The organism is Streptomyces griseicoloratus, assembly GCF_014534645.1.
In the GTDB taxonomy this organism is placed as follows: domain Bacteria; phylum Actinomycetota; class Actinomycetes; order Streptomycetales; family Streptomycetaceae; genus Streptomyces; species Streptomyces griseicoloratus.
In genome coordinates this window covers 89,708-111,687 of sequence record NZ_JACVQF010000192.1, presented here as the reverse complement: position 1 = coordinate 111,687, position 21,980 = coordinate 89,708, and the positions used below count along the sequence as shown (strand labels likewise).

Genomic DNA, 21,980 nt, shown 5'->3' with positions numbered 1-21,980 from the left:
AGATTGCTCAGCCGACGACCTTCAGCAGCAGTACCGTCCGGGCCGGCACCGTGACCGGCGCCCCCGCGGGGTGCCCGGTGCCCGGTGCCTCCGCCTGTTCCTCACGGCTGGTGTCGACGACGACCTCGTACCGCTCCGCCCACGGCGCCCCCGGCAGTACGAAGCTCACCGGCCGCTCGCCGGCGTGCAGCACGGCCAGGAAGCTGTCGTCGGTGACCGGCGCGCCGCGCTCGTCGCGCCCCGGGATGTCCCGCCCGGACAGGTACATGCCGAGGGTGGCGGCGGGCGCGTACCAGTCCTCTTCCGTCATCTCCGTGCCCCGGGACGTGAACCAGGCCAGGTCCCGCAGCCCGTCCGCGGAGTGCGCCCGGCCGGAGAAGAAGGCGCGGCGGCGCAGGACAGGGTGCCGGTGGCGCAGCGCGATCAGACGGGCGGTCAGCTCGGTCAGGGCCCGCCAGCCCGGGTCCTCCAGCAGGGTCCAGTCCACCCAGCCGGTCTCGTTGTCCTGGCAGTAGGCGTTGTTGTTCCCGCCCTGGGTGCGGCCCATCTCGTCGCCCGCCACGAGCATCGGCACCCCGGTCGACAGCAGCAGCGTGGTCAGCAGGTTCCGTATCTGCCGCCGCCTGAGACCGCGTACGTCCTCGTCGTCCGTCTCCCCCTCCGCGCCGCAGTTCCACGACCGGTTGTCGTTCGTGCCGTCCCGGTTGCCCTCGCCGTTGGCCTCGTTGTGCTTGCGTTCGTAGGAGACCAGGTCCCGCAGCGTGAAGCCGTCGTGCGCGGTGACGAAGTTGACCGACGCGTAGGGGCGCCTGCCGCCCCACGCGTACAGGTCGCTGGAGCCGGACAGGCGGTAGCCCATCTCCCGCACGTCCGGCAGGGAGTGCCGCCAGAAGTCCCGTACGGCATCCCGGTAGCGGTCGTTCCACTCCGTCCACAGCGGGGGGAACGCGCCCACCCGGTAGCCCCCCGAGCCGATGTCCCACGGCTCGGCGATCAGCTTCACCCGCCGCAGCACCGGGTCCTGCGCGATCACCGCGAGAAAGGGGGACAGCATGTCGACGTCGTGCATCGAGCGGGCCAGCGCCGCCGCCAGGTCGAAGCGGAAGCCGTCCACGCCCATCTCCGTCACCCAGTAGCGCAGGGAGTCGGTGATCAGGCGCAGCACGTGCGGCTGGACGACGTGCAGCGTGTTGCCGCAGCCCGTGTAGTCCGCGTACCTCCGGGCATCCGGCTGCAACCGGTAGTAGCCGCGGTTGTCGATGCCCTTCAGGGACAGCGTCGGGCCCAGCTCGCCCGCCTCGGCGGTGTGGTTGTAGACCACGTCGAGGATGACCTCGATCCCGGCCGCGTGCAGCGCGCGCACCATCCGCTTGAACTCGCCGACCTGCTGCCCGGTGGTGCCGGAGGCCGCGTAGGCCGCGTGCGGTGCGAAGTAGCCGATGGAGTTGTAGCCCCAGTGGTTCCGCAGGCCCCGCTTCAGCAGGTGGTCCTCGTGGGCGAACTGGTGGACCGGCAGCAGCTCCACCGCCGTCACGCCCAGCCGCACCAGGTGCTCGATCGCCGCCGGGTGCGCGAGACCGGCGTACGTGCCGCGCAGCTCCCCGGGGATGCCGGGGTGCAGCCTGGTGAAGCCGCGCACGTGCAGCTCGTAGATCACCGAGTCCGCCCACGGCGTCTTGGGCCGGTGGTCGTCCGCCCAGTCGTCGTCGTCATGGACGACGACGCCCTTGGGCACGAACGGCGCCGAGTCCCGGTCGTCGCGCACGGTGTCCGCCACATGCTGCTCCGGCCAGTCCCGGACGTGCCCGTACACCTCCGGCGGCAGCTCGTACTCGCCGTCCACCGCCCGCGCGTACGGGTCCAGGAGCAGCTTCGCCGGGTTCCAGCGGGCGCCGGTCCACGGGTCCCAGCGGCCGTGCACCCGGTAGCCGTAGCGCTGCCCCGGCAGCACGCCGGGCACGAAGCCGTGCCAGATCTCGTGCGTCAGCTCGGTCAGCCGCACCCGGCTCTCCACGCCCTGCTCGTCGAACAGGCAGAGCTCCACCGCCTCCGCCCCGCCCGCCCACAGTGCGAAGTTGGTCCCGGCCACCCCGTCCGGGCCGGTCCTGAACCGTGCGCCGAGCGGCACCGGCGTGCCCGGCCACGCGGGCACGGCGGGCGGCGGCGCCGCGCGCCGCACGCCGTTCACGGCGGCGGCCGTGCGCCCGTTCCCGGCGGCCCGCCGCTTCCCGGCCTCCGCCTCCTGCTCGGCTGCGCTGGACACCTGTCAGCCTCCCGCGGCTCGTGGAACGACTCGGGAAAGGGCATGCGGCGTCCCGACCGCTGCTCCCCGTCGCGTCGTCCTCCCCCCTGTTCTGCCCAGAGCTTGGCTCGCACTCACGTTTCCCCGGAGCGGACCGGTCGTTACGGGTGGATATGAGGCACGTACATGGACGCGCACGGCGCGCGGGGGCCGCACTGGCGGCCGCACTCACCTGGGCAGGACTGCTGGCCGCAGCCGCCGGCTGCACGTCGCACGGCACCGGCACCGGCACCGGCGGCGCGTTCGACAAACCCCCCGTCCCCGAGGACGTCATCCGCGTCTTTCCGGACGACGGCAGCAAGGACGTGCGGCCCGGGAAGAGGCTGTCGGTGTGGCTGCCGGAGGGCGGCCGGCTGGAGTCGGTACGGGTGGTGCGGTCGCAGGACGCGCGGGAGACCCCGGTGCCCGGGCGGATCTCCGCCGACGGGCTGCGCTGGGAGCCGGCCGAGGACCGCCTCGCGCTCGCCGCGCGGTACACCGTCGACGTCGTCGCCCGGGACGGCCGGGGGCGCCGCTCGGCCCGGCACACCACCTTCAGCACCCACGTTCCCGACCAGCGCTTCATCGGGTACGTGACCCCCGAGAACCGCTCCACCGTCGGCACCGGCATGATCGTCTCCCTGGAGTTCAACCGGGAGATCACCGACCGGGCCGCCGTCGAACGGGCCGTCACCGTGACCGCGGAGCCCGCCGTCGACGTCCGCCCCCACTGGTTCGGCGGCGAACGCCTCGACTTCCGCCCCGAGCACTACTGGAAGCCCGGCACCCGCGTCACCGTCTCCCTGCGCCTCAGGGACGTGGAGGCGGCACCGGGGGTGTACGGGATGCAGCACAAGACGGTCTCCTTCACGGTGGGCCGCAGCCAGGTCTCCGTGGTCGACGCGGCCCGGCACACCATGAGGGTCGAGCGGGACGGCGAACTGCTCGCCACCGTGCCGATCACCGCCGGGTCCCGGAAGAACCCCACCTACAACGGCACGATGGTCGTCACGGAGATGCACGACGTCACCCGCATGAACGGCGCCACGGTCGGCTTCAGGAAGACCAACGGCAAGAGCGAGTACGACATCCCCGACGTCCCGCACGCCATCCGCCTGACCGACTCCGGAACCTTCCTGCACGGCAACTACTGGGCGTCGGCCGGCACCTTCGGCCGGTACAACACCAGCCACGGCTGCATCGGCCTGCGCGACGAGAAGGGCGGCGCCGCCGACACCCCGGCGCGGTGGTTCTTCGACCGCACTCTCATCGGCGACGTCGTCGAGGTGGTCAACAGCATCGACGAGCAGGTCGCCCCCGACAACGGACTCGGGGGCTGGAACATGCCGTGGAAGGAGTGGAAGGCCGGAAGCGCGCTGACGTAGCCCGAGCCGAGGGGCCGGTTCCGTCCACCGTCCGGCGACGCCGGAACCGGTCCCGGTACGCCAACTCGGTACGGAACGGTGACAATTCCCCGACGCCGACGCCCCTGGCCTGCGGTTACTATGCGCCGGTGCGCGCGCGGGCGCGCAGGGGCGCGGGCCCGACCAGGCCCGGCGAGGGGAGACAACTTGAACGTGCGTCCGATATCGGGGGCGTCGTCGGCCGGCGTCCGGGGGCGGGGCGGCAACGGACTGCTGGCGCTGGTGCTCGGGGTGCTGCTGCTGGCGGTGACCGCGTGCGGCGGGGGAGGCTCGGGCACCGGATCCGGTGACGGCGAGGGCAAGGACGCCAAGGACTCCACCGCCGCCCAGAGCAAGCAGTCCGAGGCCGTCGTCACCATCGCCCCCGAGGACGGCGCCAAGTCCGTCGACACCAGCGGCGCCCTCAAGGTCGGCGCGGCGAAGGGCAGGCTCACCGAGGTCGTCGTCAAGGACGCCGACGGCGAGCGGGTCGACGGAGAGATATCCGGGGACGGCGCCACCTGGACGCCGTCCACCCATCTGGCCGCCTCCACCACGTACACCGTGCACGCGGTCGCCAAGGACGCCGAGGGCCGTACGGCCGCCGAGGACTCCCGCTTCACCACCCTGACGCCGAAGAACACCTTCATCGGCACCTTCACCCCCGAGGACGGCTCGAAGGTCGGCGTCGGCATGCCGTTCTCCCTCCGCTTCACCCGGGGCATCACCAACCCCGAGGACGTCGAGAACGCCATCCGCATCAAGACCGATCCGCCCGTCGAGGTCGCGGGCCACTGGTTCGGCAACGACCGCCTCGACTTCCGTCCCGAGAAGTACTGGAAGGCCGGCACCAAGGTCACCGTCGATCTCGACCTCGACGGCGTCGAGGGCCGTGACGGGGTCTACGGCAAGCAGGACAAGACCGTTTCCTTCACCATAGGCCGCAGCCAGGTCTCCGTCGTCGACGCCAAGAAGCTCACGATGAAGGTCATGCGGGACGGCAAGCTCGTCAAGACCATCCCGGTCACCACCGGCGCGCCCGGCTACGAGACCTGGAACGGCAAGATGGTCATCAGCGAGAAGCTCGCGGTGACCCGCATGAACGGCGAGACGGTCGGCTACGGCGGCGAGTACGACATCAAGGACGTTCCGCACGCCATGCGCCTGTCCACCTCCGGCACCTTCATCCACGGCAACTACTGGGGCGGCGGCGCCTTCGGCAACTACAACGCCAGCCACGGCTGCGTCGGACTGCGCGACGTGCGCGGCGGCTGGGACGAGAAGGCCCCGGGCGCCTGGTTCTTCGACAACTCGCTCATCGGCGACGTGGTCGAGGTCAAGAACTCCAACGACGCCACCATCGCCCCGGACAACGGCCTCAACGGCTGGAACATGTCCTGGGAGAAGTGGAAGGCCTGACAGGCGGGGCGTGACCACCACCGGCCGCGGCCGACGCCGTACCGAGACTGCCGAGGCGCGTGAACGACCGCTAACCTGCGGAGCATGACCGTACACCTCGAAGTCGCGGACGGCGTCGGCACGCTGCGCCTGGACCGCCCGCCCATGAACGCGCTGGACATCGCCACGCAGGACCGGCTGAAGGAACTCGCCGAGGAGGCCACGCGCCGCGAGGACGTGCGCGCCGTGGTGATCTACGGCGGCGAGAAGGTGTTCGCGGCGGGCGCGGACATCAAGGAGATGCAGGTGATGGACCACGCGGCGATGGTCCTGCGTGCCCGGGCCCTTCAGGACTCCTTCACGGCCGTGGCCCGCATCCCCAAGCCGGTGGTCGCGGCGGTGACGGGATACGCGCTGGGCGGCGGCTGCGAACTCGCCCTCTGCGCCGACTACCGCATCGCCGGGGACAACGCCAAGCTGGGCCAGCCCGAGATCCTGCTCGGCCTGATCCCGGGCGCGGGCGGCACCCAGCGGCTGTCCCGGCTGGTCGGTCCCTCCAAGGCCAAGGACCTGATCTTCACCGGCCGGCAGGTGAGGGCCGACGAGGCCCTGACGATGGGCCTGGTGGACCGGGTCGTGCCCGCCGCCGAGGTGTACGAGCAGGCGCACGCCTGGGCCGCGCGGCTCGCGCAGGGGCCCGCGATCGCGCTGCGCGCGGCGAAGGAGGCGATCGACACGGGCCTGGAGACGGACATCGAGACCGGCCTCGCCGTCGAACGGAACTGGTTCGCGGGCCTGTTCGCCACCGAGGACCGCGAGCGCGGCATGCGCAGCTTCGTGGAAGAAGGCCCCGGAAAGGCGAAATTCCTCTGAGTGACTTGCCGTTGACATGATGTCTGATACGGGTCCCTCGATGGGGCGGTCTGTGACAGCCTTGGGGCAGCCCTGAGAGCGCCTTGTCGAGGGGGTCCGTGGATTGCCTTCAACCGAGCCGTCCGCGCAGGTCACCGGGGCTTTTCCCGGCTCCGAACTGCCTGTGGCATATGCCGTTCGCCGCTCGCGGGGCCCGCACGGCGCTACGGCGTATTACTCCGGAACCGCCACGGAGCGTCTCCCGGGCGGCCATGATGGGGGCATGGCGGGGCTGGAGGGTACAGGACAGCCGCGGGGAGCCGGACGTGCGACCGTGGCGCGCTGGTCGCCGGCGGTCGAGGACGAACACGCTCTGAAGGCAGTGGAGTTGTTCGGCAATCCGACGGAGCGCGAGGTCCGGCTGCCGTCCCGTCCCGAGTCCGCGGCCACCGCGCGCCGGCTGGCCCAGGTCGTGTCCCTGCGCCAGTGGAAGCTCGGCCCGAAGGTGACGGAGGACGCCGTCCTGCTCGTCTCCGAACTGGTGGGCAACGCCGTACGCCACACCGGCGCCCGCGTCTTCGGCCTCCGCATGACCCGCCGCCCCGGCTGGATCCGCGTCGAGGTCCGCGACCCCTCCCGGGGGCTGCCCTGCCTGATGCCGGTGCAGGAGACGGACATCAGCGGGCGCGGACTCTTCCTCGTCGACAAGCTCTCCGACCGCTGGGGCGTCGACCTGCTGCCGCGAGGCAAGACGACCTGGTTCGAGATGCGGGTCACGGACCGCTGACGGCGGACGTACGCCCATCGGGGCGCACCGTCGGCCCGCTCCTTGAGTCTCCAGCCGCTGGAAGGCCCAGACTCGCAGACATGACCGACGACGGCACCGGACTCCTCACCATCGGCGAACTGGCCCGGGCCACCGGACTGACCGTGCGCACCATCCGCTACTGGTCCGACGAGGGCGTCCTGCCCCCGGTGGCCCGCTCGGCCGGCGGCTACCGGCTCTACGACGCCGAGTCCGCCGCCCGCCTGGAACTGATCCGCACCCTGCGCGAACTGGGGCTCGGCCTGGACGACGTACGCCGGATCCTGGCGGGCGAGACGACGGTCGCACAGGTCGCGGCGGCCCACGTCAGTGCGCTGGACGCACAGATCCGTTCCCTCAAAGTGACCCGTGCGGTGCTGTCGACCGTGGCACGACGCGGCTCGACCGCTGAGGAGATGACCCTGATGAACAAGCTGGCGCGACTGTCCGCCGCCGAGCGGAAGCGGATCGTCGAGGAGTTCGTGGAGGAGATGTTCCAAGGGCTGGACACCGCCGACCCGGTCGTCCTGGAGCGGATGCGCAACACCGCCGCCGACCTGCCGGACAACCCGACCCCGGAGCAGGTGGACGCCTGGGTGGAGCTGGCCGAGATGCTCCACGACCCCCGGTTCCGGGCCGAGATGCGGGCGGTCGCCGAGTTCAACGCGGCCGACCGGGGGTACGAGACGCCCGCCGGGGCGTCCCTGTGGTTCGCCCGCCGCCTGATCCAGCTGGCCGCCTCGGCCCGGGAGCGGGGGATCGCGCCGGAGTCGCCGGAGGCCGGCGAAGTGCTCCGAGACCTGCTCGGCGACGCGGACCGCGAGGCCGTACTGGAACGCATGGAATCGGCGTCCAACGACCGGCTCGCCCGCTACCGCGAACTGCTCGGCGTGCTCAAGGGCACTCCCGTGCCGCCGCACCGCGAGGAGTTCGCGTGGGTGGTCGCCGCACTGCGCGCTCGCGCGGGCAGTTAATCTGACCTGCGTCAGTACGACAGCAACGTGTAGCAAAGTGTGACGAAGAGGGGCGGACCGGTGGCCGACATCGAGGAAGCACGCAAGCAGTTCGAGCGGATCGACACGGACGGTGACGGTCAGATCACCGCGGCCGAGTTCAAGGCCGCCCTGGCCCAGGGGGGCGACTGGAATGTCACGGAGACGGTCGCCGAGGCGATCATCGCCAGCCGTGACCTCAACGGCGACAAGCTGCTGTCGTTCGACGAGTTCTGGGCCCACCTGAACAAGTGACGCGTGCCGCACGGGGCGCCCGCATCCCGGCTCCGGGAGCGGGCGCCCCTCTGCGTCATGCGCGGTGCCGGACCCGGACGCTCCAGCGTCCGTCCTGCCGCGTCAGGGTGAGCGGCAGGTCGAAGCACTTGCCGACCGCGTCGTCGGTGAGCACCCGCGCCACCGGGCCGGCCGCCAGGGTCCGGCCCTCGCGCAGCAGCAGCGCGTGCGTGGTGCCGGGCGGCAGTTCCTCCAGATGGTGGGTGACCAGGACCGTCGCCAGACGGGGATGTCCCCGGCGCAGCTCGTCCAGCGCACCGATCAACTGCTCCCGGCCCGGCAGATCCAGGCCGGTGGCCGGTTCGTCCAGGAGCAGCAGCCGGGGCTCCGGCATCAGGGCCCGCGCGATCAGGGTCCGGCCGCGCTGCCCCTGGGAGAGCGTGGGCCAGCGCGCCTCGCGCAGGCCCGCCACCCCGAGCGTCCGCATCAGCTGCTCGGCCCGCTCCTCCTGCTCCGGCGTCGGCCGCCAGCGCGGCAGCCGCTCCACCGAGTTGGTCAGCCCGGTCAGGACGACGTCCCGGACCCGCAGCGGAGAGGTGAGCGGATGACGCGGGTCGACATGGCCGACGTACGCGCGCAGTTCCCGCAGGTCGACGCGGCCCAGGCGGCGGCCCAGCACCTCCACCGAGCCCCGCGTCGGGTGGACCAGGGCGCCCAGCAGGCTCAGCAGCGTGGACTTGCCCGCTCCGTTGGCGCCGAGCAGCGCCCAGTGCTCGCCGGCCCGGACGGTGAGGGACACCTCCTGGAGGATCGGCCGGCCGTCGCGCACGACGTGGACGTCCTCGGCACGCAGGACCTCGGTCATCGCACCGCCGCCCGGTTCACCGCGGACAGCACCGCCCGCACGGTCGCCTCCGGTGCCGAACGGCCCTCGCCCGCACCCCACAGCGTCCTGCCGCCCACCCGGCACTCGGCGTAGGCGACGCAGCCGCCGTCCACCGGGTGCGCCGAGGTCTCCAGGACGTCCACGGCGAATCCGGCGCCCGCGAGCGCGTCGACGAAGGCGGCGAGGGTGTCCTCGCCGGTGCCCTCCTGGTCCCCGGGGCGGCCACCGGTCTCCAGGGTGCCCACGAAACGCCGGCCGCCGGACGGGTCGGGCTGCGCCGACCAGGCCGCGAGCCGCACCGCGGTGTCGCCGCCGTCGTCCAGATACGTCGTCCGGAACAGCTCGTGCAGCTCCTTGCCCGTGGCCTCCCGTCCGCTGTCGTCCGTCGCCTCCTGCACGAGGCGGGCGAACTCGGGCCGCATCCGCGGCGGCAGGTCGTAGCCGGCGTGCGTACGCAGCAGATACGCCACCCCGCCCTTGCCCGACTGGGAGTTCACGCGGATCACCGCCTCGTAGGACCGGCCCACGTCGGCCGGGTCGATCGGCAGGTACGGCACCGCCCACGGCGCCTGCCCCTCGGGCACCCCCGCCTCGGCCGCGGCACGGGCGTGGCGGGCCAGCCCCTTGCTGATCGCGTCCTGGTGGGTGCCGGAGAACGCCGTGTACACGAGCTCGCCGGCGTACGGGTGCCGGACGTGCACGGGCAGCCGGTTGCAGTGCTCGACGGTGTCGCGGACCGTGTCGATGTCGCTGAGGTCGACCATCGGGTCGACGCCCTGGGCGTACAGGTTGAGGGCGAGGGTGACCAGGTCGACGTTGCCGGTGCGCTCGCCGTTGCCGAACAGGCAGCCCTCCACCCGCTGGGCGCCGGCCAGCACGGCGAGTTCGGCGCAGGCGACGCCCGTGCCGCGGTCGTTGTGCGGGTGCACGGAGAGGATGACGCTGTCACGGCGGGCCAGATGCCGGTGCATGTACTCGATCTGGTCGGCGTAGACGTTCGGGGTGGCGATCTCGACCGTCGCGGGGAGGTTGTGCGTGACCGGCCGGTCCGGGCTCGCGTCCCACAGCTCCGTCAGCCCGTCGCACAGCTCCAGGACGAAGTCGGGCTCGGTGAGGTTGAAGGTCTCCGGCGAGAACTGGAAACGGACGCAGGCGGCGGGGTCGGCACGGCGGGCCATGTGCTCGGCGGCCTCCCGCACGGTCCGCCGCACCTCGTCCCGCCCCCGGCCCAGCACGACGTCCCGCCACACCGGCGAGGTCGCCACGTACAGGTGCACGACCGCCCGCGGCAGCCCCGCGATCGCGTCGAAGGTGCGGTCGATCAGGTCCCGCCGGGCGGGCGTGAAGACGACCGGCGTGACGTCGTCCGGCACGGCGCCGCTGGTCGCCAGGTGCCGTACGAAGTCGAAGTCGGTGCGGCTCGCGGACGGGTAGCCGACCTCGATCTCCTTGAAGCCGGTGGCGACCAGCAGGTCGAAGAACCGGCGCTTGCGGGGCGTGTCCATCGGCTCGGCGAGGGCCTGGTTGCCGTCGCGCAGATCGACGGGGACCCACAGCGGGGCCTGCCGGAGCCGGCCGGAGGGCCAGCTGCGGTCGGTGACGGGCACGTCGACGCGCTCGTCGAAGGGGCGGTAGCGGTGGAACGGCATGGGGCTGGGCCGCTGCGGGTTCCACAGCGGCCGCTCGTACGGGGTGGTGGTCATCGTCTGCTGGTGGCCTTCCGGCTCGGTCGGACGGTGACCGGCAGCACGGCGACCCGCGGCGGGGTGCCGGTCGCGTCAGGCCCCGCCGCGGCAGCCGAGGAGAAGGAGACCGCAGAGCGTCATGCCCGGTACGCTATCCACAACTCAGGTCCTCAGACAAGTGTGAAACCGGTAGGTGACCCCCGATGCCGCTAGGCGCCGTCCGCCCCAGCCCCCTGGTCGAACAGGCCGCCGAACGTCTGCGCGCGCAGATCACCGGCGGCCACTGGCCCGTCGGCACCCGGCTGCCCGGCGAGACGACCCTGGCCAAGGAACTCGGCGTGGGCCGCTCCACCGTGCGCGAGGCCCTGCGCGCGCTGGCCGGCGCGGGCCTCGTCCAGCCCCGGCAGGGCGCCGGCGTCTTCGTCATCGCCACCGAGCCCGTCGAGGACTGGCCCACCCGGCTGCGCCGGGCCGCGGTGACCGATGTGTACGAGGTCCGCATGGCGGTCGAGGTCCACGCCGCCCACCTGGCGGCGGCCCGGCGCACGGACGACGACACCGCCGCGCTGCGGACCGCGCTCGACGAACGCCGGGCCGCGTCGGCGCGGGACGACACCGCCTTCGTCGACGCCGACATCGCCCTGCACCGGGCCGTGGTCGCCGCCGCCCACAACCCCCTGCTCACCGACCTGTTCACCGAGTTCGTCCCCACACTGCGCGAGGGACTGCTCGACATGCTCGACCTCGTACGCGTCCGCGAGCACGACCCGAACACGGGCGACGACACCCACACCGCCCTCGTCGAGGCGGTCGTGGCCGGAGACCCGGAGGCCGCGGCGGCCGCGCTCCGGGGCGAACTGGAGAACACGCTGGCCCTGCTGCGGCGGAGTGAAGGCGGGCCGGCCGCGGAATAGCGGGCGCCGCGCGGAGGTTGGTGGTGATCACCGGCACTCATCGCCGGACGTCGCAGGACACGACCTCCGAAAGGCCAGGCGAGTCAGCATCATGAAGATCGGCATCATCGGCGCGGGCAACATCGGCGGCAATCTCACCCGGCGGCTGACCGCCCTCGGGCACGACGTCTCCGTCGCCAACTCCCGCGGGCCGCACACGCTCACCGAACTGGCCGAGGAGACCGGCGCACGACCGGTACGGGCCGAGGAGGCGGCGCGCGGCGCCGAGATCGTGGTCGTCACGGTCCCCTTCAAGGCGGTGCCCGACCTCCCGTCCGGCCTGCTCGACGGCGCCGCCGAGGGCGTGGCCGTCATCGACACCGGCAACTACTACCCCCGCGAGCGCGACGGGCGGATCGCGGCCGTCGAGGACGAGGGACTCACCGAGAGCCGCTGGACCGAACGCCACATCGGCCACCCGGTCATCAAGGCGTTCAACGGCACCTACGCCCAGGACATCCTGGACCGCCACCGCCCCGCCGGCGCCCCCGACCGCCTCGCGCTCCCGGTGGCCGGCGACGACGAGGCGGCCAAGGCCAAGGTGCGGGCCCTGATCGACGAACTCGGCTTCGACACCGTCGACGCGGGCGGCATCGACGACTCCTGGCGCCAGCAGCCCGACACCCCGGTCTACGGCCTCCGCGAGGGCGTCGAAGCCGTCACCAAGGCCCTCTCCGAAGCCTCGCCGGAACGCCCGGCCGCCTTCCGAGGCTGACCCGCCTCAGGCGCCCTCGGCCCACTCGCGCAACGCCGACTCGCTGGAGAAGTCCGCGACGTTCTTGTCCAGCGGGTCGTCGGTGTACTGGTGGAAGCGCCACTTGGCCTTGATGCGCGGCTCGCCGGCCGTCACGTAGTCGGCGATCCAGAGGCCGTCACCGGCGTAGGACGTCGTGTCCTTGGTGAGCCAGAAATGCCTGTTGCAGTAGAGGACGACCCTGTTGTCCGGCCGCAGCTCCTTCACCTTCCGGATGAAGCGGTCCTTCTCGGCGTTGCTCGCGTGGGTGCCCTCGCCCGTCGTCTCCCAGTCGACGGCGAGGAGGTCGCCCTTCTTCTCCGGGGCCTTGGAGACGAAGTACTCGGCCTGGGCGGTGAGGTTGCCGGGCCACAGGAAGTGGTAGAAGCCGACGACGAGACCGGCGTCGCGGGCCCGCTTCGTCTGGGCCTCGAGTTTGGGGTTGACGTAGGAACGGCCCTCCGTCGCCTTGATGAAGACGAAGGAGAGGCCGTCCGTGTCGTAGGTGGCGGACTGGTACGCGCTCACGTCGATGCCGCGCAGCATGGGGACTCCCTCGGGTGCCGGTGGGGCTCAAGTGCCCCGGGGGCGTGAGTTGTTGTTATGCCCCGCAGCGGCGGCCGTACGCCGGGCGCGTGGATGTCCGAAACCCGGTGGTGGTGAACGCCGGTCGGATCAGGAGGGAGAGGCTGACACGGCGGCCGCGGGGCGCGTGCCGTCGGCGGCGGAGGTGTCCTCGCCGTCGTCCAGGGAGATGTCCTTGGTCTCCTTGCCGAGGAGCAGCGCGATCAGCGTCAGCACCGCCATCGACGAGAGGTAGACGCCGACCAGCCACGGCGAGCCGTCGCCGGCCTCCCACAGCGCCACCGCGATGAACGGGGCGACGGCGGCGCCGAGGATCGAGCTGACGTTGTACGAGACGCCGGATCCGGTGTAGCGCACGCTCGTCGGGAACAGCTCGGGCAGCAGCGCGCCCATCGGGCCGAACGTCATGCCCATCAGGGTGAAGCCGAGCACGAGCCACAGCACCACGCCGAGCGTGCCCAGACCGATCAGCGGCACCCAGACCAGTCCGAAGACCACGATCGCGGCGGTGATCCAGATCAGGGTGGTGCGGCGCCCGTACTTGTCGGCGAGCGGGCCGGAGACCAGGGTGAACGCGGCGAAGAACAGCACCCCGAAGATCATCATCAGCACGAACGTGGTGTAGCTGTAGCCCAGGCCGGGCACGGCGGCGTCCTCGGCGGTGCGTCCGTAGCTCAGCGAGAACGTGGTCATCAGGTAGAAGAGCACGTACGTCGCCAGCATGATGAAGGTGCCGAGGATCAGCTGCTTCCAGTGGCCCCGGACCACGGTGGCCAGCGGCAGCTTGCGGACCTTCCCGGTCTCCTGCGTCTTGGTGAACACCGCCGACTCCACGAGCCGCGACCGCACCCACAGGCCGATCGCGACCATCACGGCGGAGAACAGGAACGGGATGCGCCAGCCCCAGCTGACGAAGGCGTCGGAGGGCTGCGAGGGGTCGGCGCCGGCGGCGGACGGCAGCAGCGCCCCGATGATCAGGAACAGGCCGTTGCCGATGATGAAGCCGAGCGGGGCGCCCAGCTGCGGGAAGGTGCCGTACAGGGCGCGCTTGCCGCTGGGGGCGTTCTCGGTGGCGACCAGGGCGGCGCCGCTCCACTCGCCGCCGAGCGCGAAGCCCTGCGCGAGCCGCATCAGCACCAGCAGTGCGGTGGCGATCCAGCCGGCCTGCGCGTAGGTGGGCAGCACGCCGATGAGGAACGTCGCTATGCCCATGGTGAGCAGCGAGACCACCAGCGTCTTCTTGCGGCCGAGCCGGTCACCGAGGTGTCCGAAGAAGACGGCCCCGATCGGGCGGGCGACCATCGCGGCGCCGAAGACCGCGAAGGACGACAGCAGCGCCGTGGTCGGGTCGCTGCTCGGGAAGAAGAGCTCGGGGAAGACCAGTACGGCCGCGGTCGCGTAGATGTAGAAGTCGTAGAACTCGATCGTCGTGCCGATCAGGCTGGCGACGAGGACGCGGGACCGCGGATTGACGGGCGTCTGGGCGGAGCCGGTGGCTGGTGCGGGCATGTGCTCGGTCTTTCACGTGCGAAAGGTGCTTGCACCGCAACGATCTCAGGCGTCTTATTTTTCGAAAAGCAGGTGTCAGGATGTGAGACGCGAGAAGCCCGTCCGCCGGCCCCGCTCAGCACTCGATGATGTTGACCGCCAGCCCGCCGCGCGCCGTCTCCTTGTACTTCACCGACATGTCGGCGCCGGTCTCCTTCATCGTCTTGATGACCTTGTCGAGGGACACCTTGTGGGACCCGTCGCCGCGCATCGCCATCCGGGCCGCCGTGACCGCCTTGACCGCGGCCATGCCGTTGCGCTCGATGCACGGGATCTGGACCAGGCCGCCGACCGGGTCGCAGGTCAGGCCGAGGTTGTGCTCCATGCCGATCTCGGCGGCGTTCTCCACCTGCTCGGGGCTGCCGCCCAGGACCTCGGCGAGCGCGCCCGCCGCCATCGAGCAGGCGGAGCCGACCTCGCCCTGGCAGCCGACCTCGGCGCCGGAGATGGAGGCGTTCTCCTTGAAGAGCATGCCGATCGCGCCGGCGGCCAGCAGGAAGCGGACCACGCCCTCCTCGTCGGCGCCGGGCACGAAGTTGACGTAGTAGTGCAGGACCGCCGGGATGATGCCCGCGGCCCCGTTCGTCGGGGCCGTGACGACCCGGCCGCCGGCCGCGTTCTCCTCGTTCACGGCCATCGCGTAGAGCGTGATCCACTCCATGGCGAGGGCCTGCGGGTCGCCCTCCGAGCGCAGCTTGCGCGCGGTGTTCGCGGCACGGCGGCGCACCTTCAGACCGCCGGGCAGGATGCCCTCGCGGGACATGCCTCGGGAGACGCACGCCTGCATCACCCGCCAGATCTCCAGCAGCCCCTCGCGGATCTCGTCCTCGGTGCGCCAGGCGCGCTCGTTCTCCAGCATCAGGGCGGAGATGGACAGGCCCGTCTCCCTGGTCAGCCGCAGCAGCTCGTCGCCGGTGCGGAAGGGGTACTTCAGCACCGTGTCGTCGAGCTTGATGCGGTCCGCGCCCACCGCGTCCTCGTCGACGACGAAGCCGCCGCCGACGGAGTAGTACGTCTTCGACAGCAGCTCGGTGCCCCGGGCGTCGTACGCCCACAGGGTCATGCCGTTCGCGTGGTAGGGGAGGGCCTTGCGGCGGTGCAGGACCATGTCGTCGTCGAAGGAGAACGCGATCTCGTGGTCGCCGAGGAGGCGCAGGCGGCCCGTGGCCTTGATCGTCCCGACGCGTTCGTCCGCCGTCTCGACGTCCACCGTGCGCGGCGATTCGCCCTCCAGGCCGAGCAGCACCGCCTTGGGCGTGCCGTGGCCGTGGCCGGTCGCGCCGAGCGAGCCGTACAGCTCGGCCCGGACCGTGGCGACCGAGCCCAGCAGTTCCTCGTTGCGCAGCCGCCGGGCGAACATGCGGGCCGCGCGCATCGGGCCCACCGTGTGGGAGCTGGACGGGCCGATGCCGATCGAGAACAGGTCGAAGACCGAGATGGCCACGGGGGGACTCCTCAAGACGGGGGTGGTGCAGAGGGGCGGGGCACCGTGCTCACTTGTGGCGGGCACGGTGCCCCAGGGGTTCTTCTTGTTGTTCGTCCGGACTCGGTTTGGTACTCGTCCGGACCCGGTTACTTGTTCAGGCCCGGGTACAGCGGGTGCTTGTCGGCCAGGGCCTTCACCCGGGCCTTCAGCGCCTCGGCGTCGTACGACGGCTTCAGCGCCTCGGCGATGACGTCCGCGACCTCGGCGAAGTCCTCGGCCGTGAAGCCGCGGGTGGCCAGGGCCGGGGTGCCGATCCGCAGACCCGACGTCACCATCGGCGGGCGCGGGTCGTTCGGGACGGCGTTGCGGTTGACCGTGATGCCGACCTCGTGGAGGCGGTCCTCGGCCTGCTGACCGTCCAGCTCGGAGTCGCGCAGGTCGACCAGGACCAGGTGGACGTCCGTGCCGCCGGTGAGGACGGAGACGCCCGCGGCCTTCGCGTCGTCCTTCACCAGGCGCTCGGCGAGGATGCGGGCACCCTCCAGCGTACGACGCTGGCGCTCCCGGAAGTCCTCGCTCGCCGCGACCTTGAAGGCGACCGCCTTGGCGGCGACCACGTGCTCCAGGGGACCACCCTGCTGACCGGGGAAGACAGCGGAGTTGATCTTCTTCGCCAGCTCGGCCGTGGAGAGGATCACACCGCCGCGCGGGCCGCCCAGCGTCTTGTGCGTGGTGGTCGTCACCACGTGCGCGTGGGGGACCGGGTTGGGGTGCAGGCCCGCCGCCACCAGTCCGGCGAAGTGCGCCATGTCGACCATCAGGTACGCGCCGACCTCGTCGGCGATCCGGCGGAAGGCGGCGAAGTCCAGCTGCCGCGGGTAGGCCGACCAGCCGGCCACGATCAGCTTCGGCTTGGACTCCTTGGCCAGCCGCTCCACCTCGGCCATGTCGACCAGGCCGTCCTCGCCCACGTGGTAGGCGACGACGTCGTAGAGCTTGCCGGAGAAGTTGATCTTCATGCCGTGGGTCAGGTGCCCGCCGTGGGCGAGGTTCAGACCCATGATCGTGTCGCCCGGCTTGAGCAGCGCGAACATCGCGGCGGCGTTGGCCTGGGCGCCCGAGTGCGGCTGCACGTTGGCGTGCTCGGCGCCGAAGAGCGCCTTGATGCGGTCGATGGCGATCTGCTCGACCACGTCGACGTGCTCGCAGCCGCCGTAGTAGCGGCGGCCGGGGTAGCCCTCGGCGTACTTGTTGGTGAGGACCGAGCCCTGGGCCTCCATGACCGCGACCGGCGCGAAGTTCTCGGAGGCGATCATCTCGAGGGTGGACTGCTGGCGGTGCAGCTCGGCGTCGACGGCGGCGGCGACGTCGGGGTCGAGCTCGTGCAGGGGCGTGTTCAGGATCGACATGTCGATACGGCTCCTCAGCCGGCGATGAAGGCGGTGTACTCGTCGGCGGAGAGCAGGTCGGCCGGCTCGTCCGTGACGCGCACCTTGAAGAGCCAGCCGCCCTCGAAGGGCGCGGAGTTCACCAGCGACGGGTCGTCCACGACGTCCTCGTTGACCTCGGTGACCTCGCCGGAGACGGGGGAGTACAGGTCGGAGACCGACTTGGTCGACTCCAGCTCGCCGCAGGTCTCGCCCGCGGACACCGAGTCGCCGACCGTCGGGAGCTGGACGAAGACGACGTCACCGAGCGCGTTGGCCGCGTGCTCCGTGATGCCGACCGTCGAGACGCCGTCCTCGGCGGCCGACAGCCACTCGTGCTCCTTGCTGTAGCGCAGCTGCTGGGGGTTGCTCATGGCCTGAATTCTCCTGTACGCGGGGGAGTGCTGATGAAGGGGGACTGATGGCACCGCTGATGAGCAGCGCGAATGTGCGCGGAGTCACGGAGGACGACCGCGGCCGGTGTCCGTCTGCTGTCTACTTCTGGCGCTTGTAGAACGGCAGCGCAACGACCTCGTAGGGCTCGTGGCTGCCCCGGATGTCCACGCCGACCCCGGGCGTGCCCGGTGCCGCGTGCGCCGCGTCGACGTAGGCCATGGCGATCGGCCTGCCCAGCGTCGGGGAGGGGGCACCGGAGGTGACCTCGCCGATCACCTCGCCGCCCGCGACGACCGCGTACCCGGCGCGCGGGACCCGGCGGCCCTCGGCGACCAGTCCGACCAGGACGCGGGGCGGCTCGGCGGCGGCGCGCTCGGCGGCCTCGGCCAGCGCCGCGCGCCCCACGAAGTCGCCCTCCTTCTCGAACTTCACCACCCGGCCCAGCCCGGCGTCGAAGGGGGTCAGCGAGGTCGTCAGCTCGTGCCCGTACAGGGGCATGCCCGCCTCCAGGCGGAGCGTGTCCCGGCAGGACAGACCGCAGGGGACGAGCCCGGCGCCCTCGCCCGCCTTGGTCAGCGCCTGCCACAGCTCGACGGCGTGCTCGGGCTTCACGAACAGCTCGAAGCCGTCCTCGCCGGTGTAGCCGGTGCGCGCGATGAGCGCCGGGACGCCGGCCACGGTGCCGGGCAGGCCCGCGTAGTACTTCAGGCCGTCCAGGTCGGCGTCGGTGAGGCTGCCGAGGATCCCCGGGGACTCGGGGCCCTGCACGGCGATCAGCGCGTAGGCGTCGCGGTCGTCGCGCACCTCGGCGTCGAAGCCGGCGGCCCGCTCGGTCAGCGCGTCCAGCACCACCTGGGCGTTGGAGGCGTTGGCGACGACCATGTAGTGAGAAGACCCGGCCTCGGTGTCGGCCAGCCGGTAGACGATCAGGTCGTCCAGGATGCCGCCGTCCTCGCGGCAGATCATGGTGTACCGGGCGCGGCCCGGCTTGACGCTCCCGATGTGGCCGACCAGCGCGAAGTCCAGCAGGGCGGCGGCGCCGGGGCCGGTGACCGTGATCTCACCCATGTGCGAGAGGTCGAAGAGACCGGCCCGGGTGCGCACGGCGAGGTGCTCGTCGCGCTCGGAGCCATAGCGCAGGGGCATGTCCCAGCCGGCGAAGTCGGTCATCGTCGCGCCCAGTGCGCGGTGCACGGCGTCGAGCGCGGTGCGGCGGAGTTCGGTACTGCTCATCGGTCGGTCGTCTCCCAGGACAGGACGGCACGGGCGAGGGGGATCCTCCCCATCTGTCATCGGAACCTGAGAGGTTCGCCATGACCACCGGGACGCGGCGGCCAGGACTTGCACCTTGGGTGGGGCAGCCGTCGGACGGCGGCCCGCTTTTCAGATGTGCCTCGCCCGCGCGGTAACGGGGCCTGAGAGATTCAAGGGAGGGACTTGCTCCTTCGGCGCCCCGGCGACGGCCGGGGACTCTCCCGCGCGGATTCAAACGGCCGGTATGCAGTTGGCGCGGACATCATTGCACGCCTCGCCCTCCGGCGGCAGGCCGCGATCTGTAACCGGCTTGTGGCACTGAGCGAACGAAATCGCGAGACTGCCGCATTACCTTCTCTTTACACTCGACGGGGATGGAACTCGTGAACCGCCCCAGGGGAGGACGATCACGGTGAACAGGACCACGGCGTACGCCACCACCTCGGGCCTCGCGCTGCCCAAGCAGCCCGTCACCCCGGCCCCGCAGGCGTGCGCCGGGGTGCCCGCACCCGTCGTCCGCGACCTGCGGGACCGCTCCGGCCACAGCCCGCACGCCCTGCTCTTCGGCCCCCGCGACCTCGTCGTCGTCACCGGCCTGCCCGGCAGCGGCAAGTCCACGCTGATGGAGCGCACGGTGCGCGGCAGGCGCATCGACTCCCAGGACACCCGCGACCGCTTCGACCGCCGCATGCCGCGCTTCCTGCCGTACGCGCTCTACCGCCCCCTCGTCCGCCTCGCCCACTACGCCGGGCTGCGCCGCGCGCTGCGCTCCGGCGAGGGCGTCGTCGTGCACGACTGCGGCACCCAGGCATGGGTGCGCGCCTGGCTGGCCCGCGAGGCCCGCCGCCGGGGCACCACCCTGCACCTGCTGCTGCTCGACGTCGGCGCCGAGACGGCGCTGGCGGGCCAGCGCGAGCGCGGCCGGGGCGTCTCCCGGTACGCGTTCCGCCGGCACCGGGCGGCCACCGCCCGCCTGCTGCGCTCCGCGGCGAAGGGCGAGCTGCCCGCCGGGTGCGCCTCGGCGATCCTCCTGGACCGGGCCGCGGCCGACACCCTGCGCCGGATCGCCTTCACGGGCTGACGGCCCGTGGGTGCCGCGGCCCCCACGCGTTAGCCTTTCAGCCACAGCAGCGGTACCAGGCAGGCGGTAGGCAGATGGACTTCCCGGCGGACCACTCCGCGCACTTCCCGGCGCAGGCGCACCCCCACCCGCACGGCGGATGGCCCGGCAACGAGCTGGAGGAGGTGCTGTCGGCCTCCCTCGGCGTCCCCGGCGCCGGCGGCCGGATCGTGGAGGTGCTCGGCCGCAGCTTCGTCTGGATACCGCTGCCGAACGGCGGCGGTCCGCACAGCGGACCGCTCGACCTGCCCACCGTGGAGATCGAGGGCCAGGCCTACGTGCCGGTGTTCAGCTCCGAGGAGCAGTTCCGGCAGGTCGTCGGCGCCCACATGGCGTACACCATCGCCCCGGCCGCGGAGTTCGCCCGCGGCCTGCCCCCGCAGGTCGGCATCGCGGTGAACCCGGACGGCGTGGTCGGCGTCCCGCTCCCGCCGCCGGCCGTGGCCGAACTGTGCCGGGCCGGACGGACCCCGCTGGACGGGCCCGCGAGCGGCGGCCGGGTCCGGCTGTTCGAACCCGACTGGCAGGACGACCCGGTGGACTTCCTGTCCGCGGCCTCCGCCGAGTTCGCCGCCACCGGCGTCGTCCGCACCGCCCGCCGCTGCCTGGCCGCCGTCGAGACCGCCGACCCGGTCATGTTCGTCGGCGTCGAACTCTCCCACTGGGAGGGTGACGCCCGGGCCGTCCCCCTGGACGCCCTGGGCCGGGCGCTCGGCAAGGTGCCGGTCCGCTGGCCGGTCAACCTGGTCCTGCTGGAAGCCGCCCAGGACCCGGTGTGCGACTGGCTGCGGGAGAAGGTCCGGCCGTTCTATCAGCAAGACTTCTGAACGCCGGTCCGGGGCAACCCCGTCGGGGCGCGGGGCTGTGACGGCATGCGGCTCCGCCGCGTGGGCGCGACCAGCCACGACGGACCGCACCCGCCCATGGGCAACAAGCCCCGCGCTCTCCCGCGCAAGCTGTCCGCCAAGCCACCTAAGCTGGTTTCATAACAGGGGACGATTCTCGAAGGGTCGGTAAAAGGTGAGCGCGAGCGGTACCGCCGCGACCGGGCAGGTCGAGCACATGCTGCGCCAGGTGACGCCCGGGCGCTACGACGCCTACGAGGCACTCCTGCGCGCGCTCGCCACCCCCACCTCCGGCCAGATCTGGATGCTGCTGTGGCACGGCCAGGCCGGCTCCCCCGACGCCCAGTACGGAAACATGGAGGTCGACGGCTACGGCTACGCGCCCTGCGTCACCTCCGCCCAGGAGCTGTCGGCCAGCGGCTGGAACCGGTCGTACGAGGTGGTCGACGGCCTGGAAGTGGCCCGCGCCCTCTACCCCGACCACTACGGACTCTGGCTGAACCCGCACGCCCCCGGCGGCGGGGTCGGCATCCCCTGGCTGGACCTGCGCCGCATCGCCACCGGCCTGGACCGCCAGCCCGCCGGGCCCCTGCGGCTGTCCGAACCGGCCATCGAGATCCCCCAGTTCTACGCCCTGCTCGCGCAGAACGCCCACCGCACCGCCGCCGTCCGCGCGCTGCGCCGTGCCTGGGTGCAGCCGGCGCTGGGAGCGCCGTACCTCGCCATCGGACTCGACGTGTACGACACCTCCCCGCCCGCCGTCGACGCGGTGCGCGCGATGATGCAGCAGTCGGTCGGCGCGGTACCGGACGGGCTGCCGGTGTCGACGGTGGCGATGTCGGACACCCACGACCCGGTCGCCATGTGGCTGCGGCACAACGCCCGGCCCTTCTACGACCGCGAGGCCCACGCGGCCCCCGCCCAGGCCCCGGCGGGCGGATACGGCTACCCCCCGGCCGGGGGCCGGTACTGACCGCCATACGGTCCGCCCCACCGGTGGGCGAACATCTTCGCGCGTAGAGAGGGGCGTAAAGGCCCGCTCTGCCTGTGATGTCCAACTCGTCCGCGTCCGGCCCCCGTTACCTGGTGTCCGGATAACGGAACCCCTCAGACAGCATCACGTTTACGCATCCATTCCCCGTCAAGTCTGGCAACAG

20 protein-coding genes and 2 riboswitches are annotated in these 21,980 nt (G+C 71.9%); of the genes, 11 read left to right on the top strand and 9 right to left on the bottom strand.

Annotated features, from left to right (window positions below):
* Positions 1-7: 7 nt before the first annotated feature.
* Positions 8-2,263: a glycogen debranching protein GlgX gene (gene glgX / locus H0H10_RS18325; protein ID WP_188182074.1), complete on the bottom strand. Its 2,256-nt coding sequence runs from the start codon at positions 2,261-2,263 to the stop codon at positions 8-10.
* Positions 2,264-2,415: 152 nt separating this feature from the next.
* Between glgX and H0H10_RS18320 the strand changes: the two genes are divergently transcribed.
* The 6 genes from H0H10_RS18320 (at position 2,416) to H0H10_RS18295 (ending at position 7,986) form a co-directional block, all read left to right on the top strand.
* Entirely contained in the window at positions 2,416-3,666 is a 1,251-nt protein-coding gene (locus H0H10_RS18320) for a L,D-transpeptidase (protein ID WP_188182073.1), read from the top strand.
* A gap of 186 nt (positions 3,667-3,852) precedes the next feature.
* Positions 3,853-5,103, top strand: coding sequence for a L,D-transpeptidase (locus H0H10_RS18315; protein ID WP_223180054.1), 1,251 nt, complete (start codon positions 3,853-3,855; stop codon positions 5,101-5,103).
* 84 nt (positions 5,104-5,187) lie between these two features.
* Entirely contained in the window at positions 5,188-5,955 is a 768-nt protein-coding gene (locus H0H10_RS18310) for an enoyl-CoA hydratase/isomerase family protein (protein ID WP_188182071.1), read from the top strand.
* Between the two features lie 262 nt (positions 5,956-6,217).
* Entirely contained in the window at positions 6,218-6,721 is a 504-nt protein-coding gene (locus H0H10_RS18305; RefSeq protein WP_188182070.1) for an ATP-binding protein, read from the top strand.
* 80 nt (positions 6,722-6,801) lie between these two features.
* Positions 6,802-7,713, top strand: a complete 912-nt coding sequence (locus tag H0H10_RS18300) for a helix-turn-helix domain-containing protein (RefSeq protein ID WP_188182069.1) — start codon at positions 6,802-6,804, stop codon at positions 7,711-7,713.
* 60 nt (positions 7,714-7,773) lie between these two features.
* Entirely contained in the window at positions 7,774-7,986 is a 213-nt protein-coding gene (locus H0H10_RS18295) for an EF-hand domain-containing protein (protein ID WP_188182068.1), read from the top strand.
* A gap of 55 nt (positions 7,987-8,041) precedes the next feature.
* Here the strand turns inward: H0H10_RS18295 and H0H10_RS18290 are convergent, their stop codons facing one another.
* Entirely contained in the window at positions 8,042-8,830 is a 789-nt protein-coding gene (locus H0H10_RS18290) for an ABC transporter ATP-binding protein (protein ID WP_188182067.1), read from the bottom strand.
* Positions 8,827-10,554 (bottom strand): 2-isopropylmalate synthase, encoded by a 1,728-nt coding sequence (locus tag H0H10_RS18285; RefSeq protein WP_188182066.1) that lies wholly within the window; start codon positions 10,552-10,554, stop codon positions 8,827-8,829. Before H0H10_RS18285 ends, H0H10_RS18290 begins: the two co-directional genes overlap by 4 nt.
* A 185-nt stretch (positions 10,555-10,739) precedes the next feature.
* On the opposite strand from H0H10_RS18285, the gene H0H10_RS18280 reads away from it, so the two are divergent.
* Both H0H10_RS18280 and H0H10_RS18275 read left to right on the top strand, forming a co-directional pair.
* Entirely contained in the window at positions 10,740-11,450 is a 711-nt protein-coding gene (locus H0H10_RS18280; RefSeq protein ID WP_188182065.1) for a FadR/GntR family transcriptional regulator, read from the top strand.
* The gene (locus tag H0H10_RS18275) at positions 11,425-12,204 is read left to right on the top strand and encodes an NADPH-dependent F420 reductase (protein ID WP_309141825.1); all 780 of its coding nucleotides are present in this window, start codon (positions 11,425-11,427) and stop codon (positions 12,202-12,204) included. The genes H0H10_RS18280 and H0H10_RS18275 overlap by 26 nt, the downstream gene beginning before the upstream one ends.
* 6 nt (positions 12,205-12,210) lie before the next feature.
* On the opposite strand, the gene H0H10_RS18270 is transcribed toward H0H10_RS18275, so the two are convergent.
* The 6 genes from H0H10_RS18270 to gcvT all read right to left on the bottom strand — a co-directional run bounded on the left by H0H10_RS18270 (position 12,211) and on the right by gcvT (position 18,837).
* On the bottom strand, positions 12,211-12,768 hold the full coding sequence (locus tag H0H10_RS18270; protein WP_188182063.1) for a glycoside hydrolase family 25 protein: 558 nt from the start codon (positions 12,766-12,768) through the stop codon (positions 12,211-12,213).
* Between the two features lie 129 nt (positions 12,769-12,897).
* The gene (locus H0H10_RS18265; RefSeq protein ID WP_188182062.1) at positions 12,898-14,316 is read right to left on the bottom strand and encodes an MFS transporter; all 1,419 of its coding nucleotides are present in this window, start codon (positions 14,314-14,316) and stop codon (positions 12,898-12,900) included.
* 115 nt (positions 14,317-14,431) lie between these two features.
* Positions 14,432-15,799, bottom strand: coding sequence for an L-serine ammonia-lyase (locus H0H10_RS18260; RefSeq protein ID WP_188182061.1), 1,368 nt, complete (start codon positions 15,797-15,799; stop codon positions 14,432-14,434).
* 128 nt (positions 15,800-15,927) lie between these two features.
* On the bottom strand, positions 15,928-17,190 hold the full coding sequence (glyA, locus tag H0H10_RS18255; RefSeq protein ID WP_188182060.1) for a serine hydroxymethyltransferase: 1,263 nt from the start codon (positions 17,188-17,190) through the stop codon (positions 15,928-15,930).
* A 14-nt stretch (positions 17,191-17,204) separates the two neighbouring features.
* On the bottom strand, positions 17,205-17,582 hold the full coding sequence (gene gcvH / locus H0H10_RS18250; RefSeq protein ID WP_188182059.1) for a glycine cleavage system protein GcvH: 378 nt from the start codon (positions 17,580-17,582) through the stop codon (positions 17,205-17,207).
* 121 nt (positions 17,583-17,703) lie between these two features.
* Entirely contained in the window at positions 17,704-18,837 is a 1,134-nt protein-coding gene (gene gcvT / locus H0H10_RS18245; RefSeq protein WP_188182058.1) for a glycine cleavage system aminomethyltransferase GcvT, read from the bottom strand.
* A 43-nt stretch (positions 18,838-18,880) separates the two neighbouring features.
* A riboswitch (glycine riboswitch) is annotated at positions 18,881-18,997 on the bottom strand.
* A riboswitch (glycine riboswitch) is annotated at positions 18,998-19,092 on the bottom strand.
* 178 nt (positions 19,093-19,270) lie between these two features.
* Here gcvT and H0H10_RS18240 point away from each other — a divergent pair.
* The 3 genes from H0H10_RS18240 to H0H10_RS18230 all read left to right on the top strand — a co-directional run bounded on the left by H0H10_RS18240 (position 19,271) and on the right by H0H10_RS18230 (position 21,796).
* The gene (locus H0H10_RS18240; protein WP_188182057.1) at positions 19,271-19,939 is read left to right on the top strand and encodes an AAA family ATPase; all 669 of its coding nucleotides are present in this window, start codon (positions 19,271-19,273) and stop codon (positions 19,937-19,939) included.
* 74 nt (positions 19,940-20,013) lie between these two features.
* Positions 20,014-20,805, top strand: a complete 792-nt coding sequence (locus H0H10_RS18235; protein ID WP_188182056.1) for an enhanced serine sensitivity protein SseB — start codon at positions 20,014-20,016, stop codon at positions 20,803-20,805.
* A gap of 193 nt (positions 20,806-20,998) precedes the next feature.
* Complete coding sequence (locus tag H0H10_RS18230; protein ID WP_188182055.1) at positions 20,999-21,796, top strand: enhanced serine sensitivity protein SseB C-terminal domain-containing protein; 798 nt, start codon at positions 20,999-21,001, stop codon at positions 21,794-21,796.
* Positions 21,797-21,980 lie beyond the last annotated feature (184 nt).

What these genes read in the sequence shown, in the direction of transcription:
- H0H10_RS18320 (WP_188182073.1), top strand. Translation starts at nt 2,416, where the DNA reads ATGAGGCACGTACATGGACGCGCACGGCGCGCGGGGGCCGCACTGGCG.
- H0H10_RS18310 (WP_188182071.1), top strand. Translation starts at nt 5,188, where the DNA reads ATGACCGTACACCTCGAAGTCGCGGACGGCGTCGGCACGCTGCGCCTG.
- H0H10_RS18305 (WP_188182070.1), top strand. Translation starts at nt 6,218, where the DNA reads ATGGCGGGGCTGGAGGGTACAGGACAGCCGCGGGGAGCCGGACGTGCG.
- H0H10_RS18300 (WP_188182069.1), top strand. Translation starts at nt 6,802, where the DNA reads ATGACCGACGACGGCACCGGACTCCTCACCATCGGCGAACTGGCCCGG.
- H0H10_RS18290 (WP_188182067.1), bottom strand. Translation starts at nt 8,830, where the DNA reads ATGACCGAGGTCCTGCGTGCCGAGGACGTCCACGTCGTGCGCGACGGC.
- H0H10_RS18285 (WP_188182066.1), bottom strand. Translation starts at nt 10,554, where the DNA reads ATGACCACCACCCCGTACGAGCGGCCGCTGTGGAACCCGCAGCGGCCC.
- H0H10_RS18280 (WP_188182065.1), top strand. Translation starts at nt 10,740, where the DNA reads ATGCCGCTAGGCGCCGTCCGCCCCAGCCCCCTGGTCGAACAGGCCGCC.
- H0H10_RS18270 (WP_188182063.1), bottom strand. Translation starts at nt 12,768, where the DNA reads ATGCTGCGCGGCATCGACGTGAGCGCGTACCAGTCCGCCACCTACGAC.
- H0H10_RS18265 (WP_188182062.1), bottom strand. Translation starts at nt 14,316, where the DNA reads ATGCCCGCACCAGCCACCGGCTCCGCCCAGACGCCCGTCAATCCGCGG.
- glyA (WP_188182060.1), bottom strand. Translation starts at nt 17,190, where the DNA reads ATGTCGATCCTGAACACGCCCCTGCACGAGCTCGACCCCGACGTCGCC.
- gcvH (WP_188182059.1), bottom strand. Translation starts at nt 17,582, where the DNA reads ATGAGCAACCCCCAGCAGCTGCGCTACAGCAAGGAGCACGAGTGGCTG.
- gcvT (WP_188182058.1), bottom strand. Translation starts at nt 18,837, where the DNA reads ATGAGCAGTACCGAACTCCGCCGCACCGCGCTCGACGCCGTGCACCGC.
- H0H10_RS18235 (WP_188182056.1), top strand. Translation starts at nt 20,014, where the DNA reads ATGGACTTCCCGGCGGACCACTCCGCGCACTTCCCGGCGCAGGCGCAC.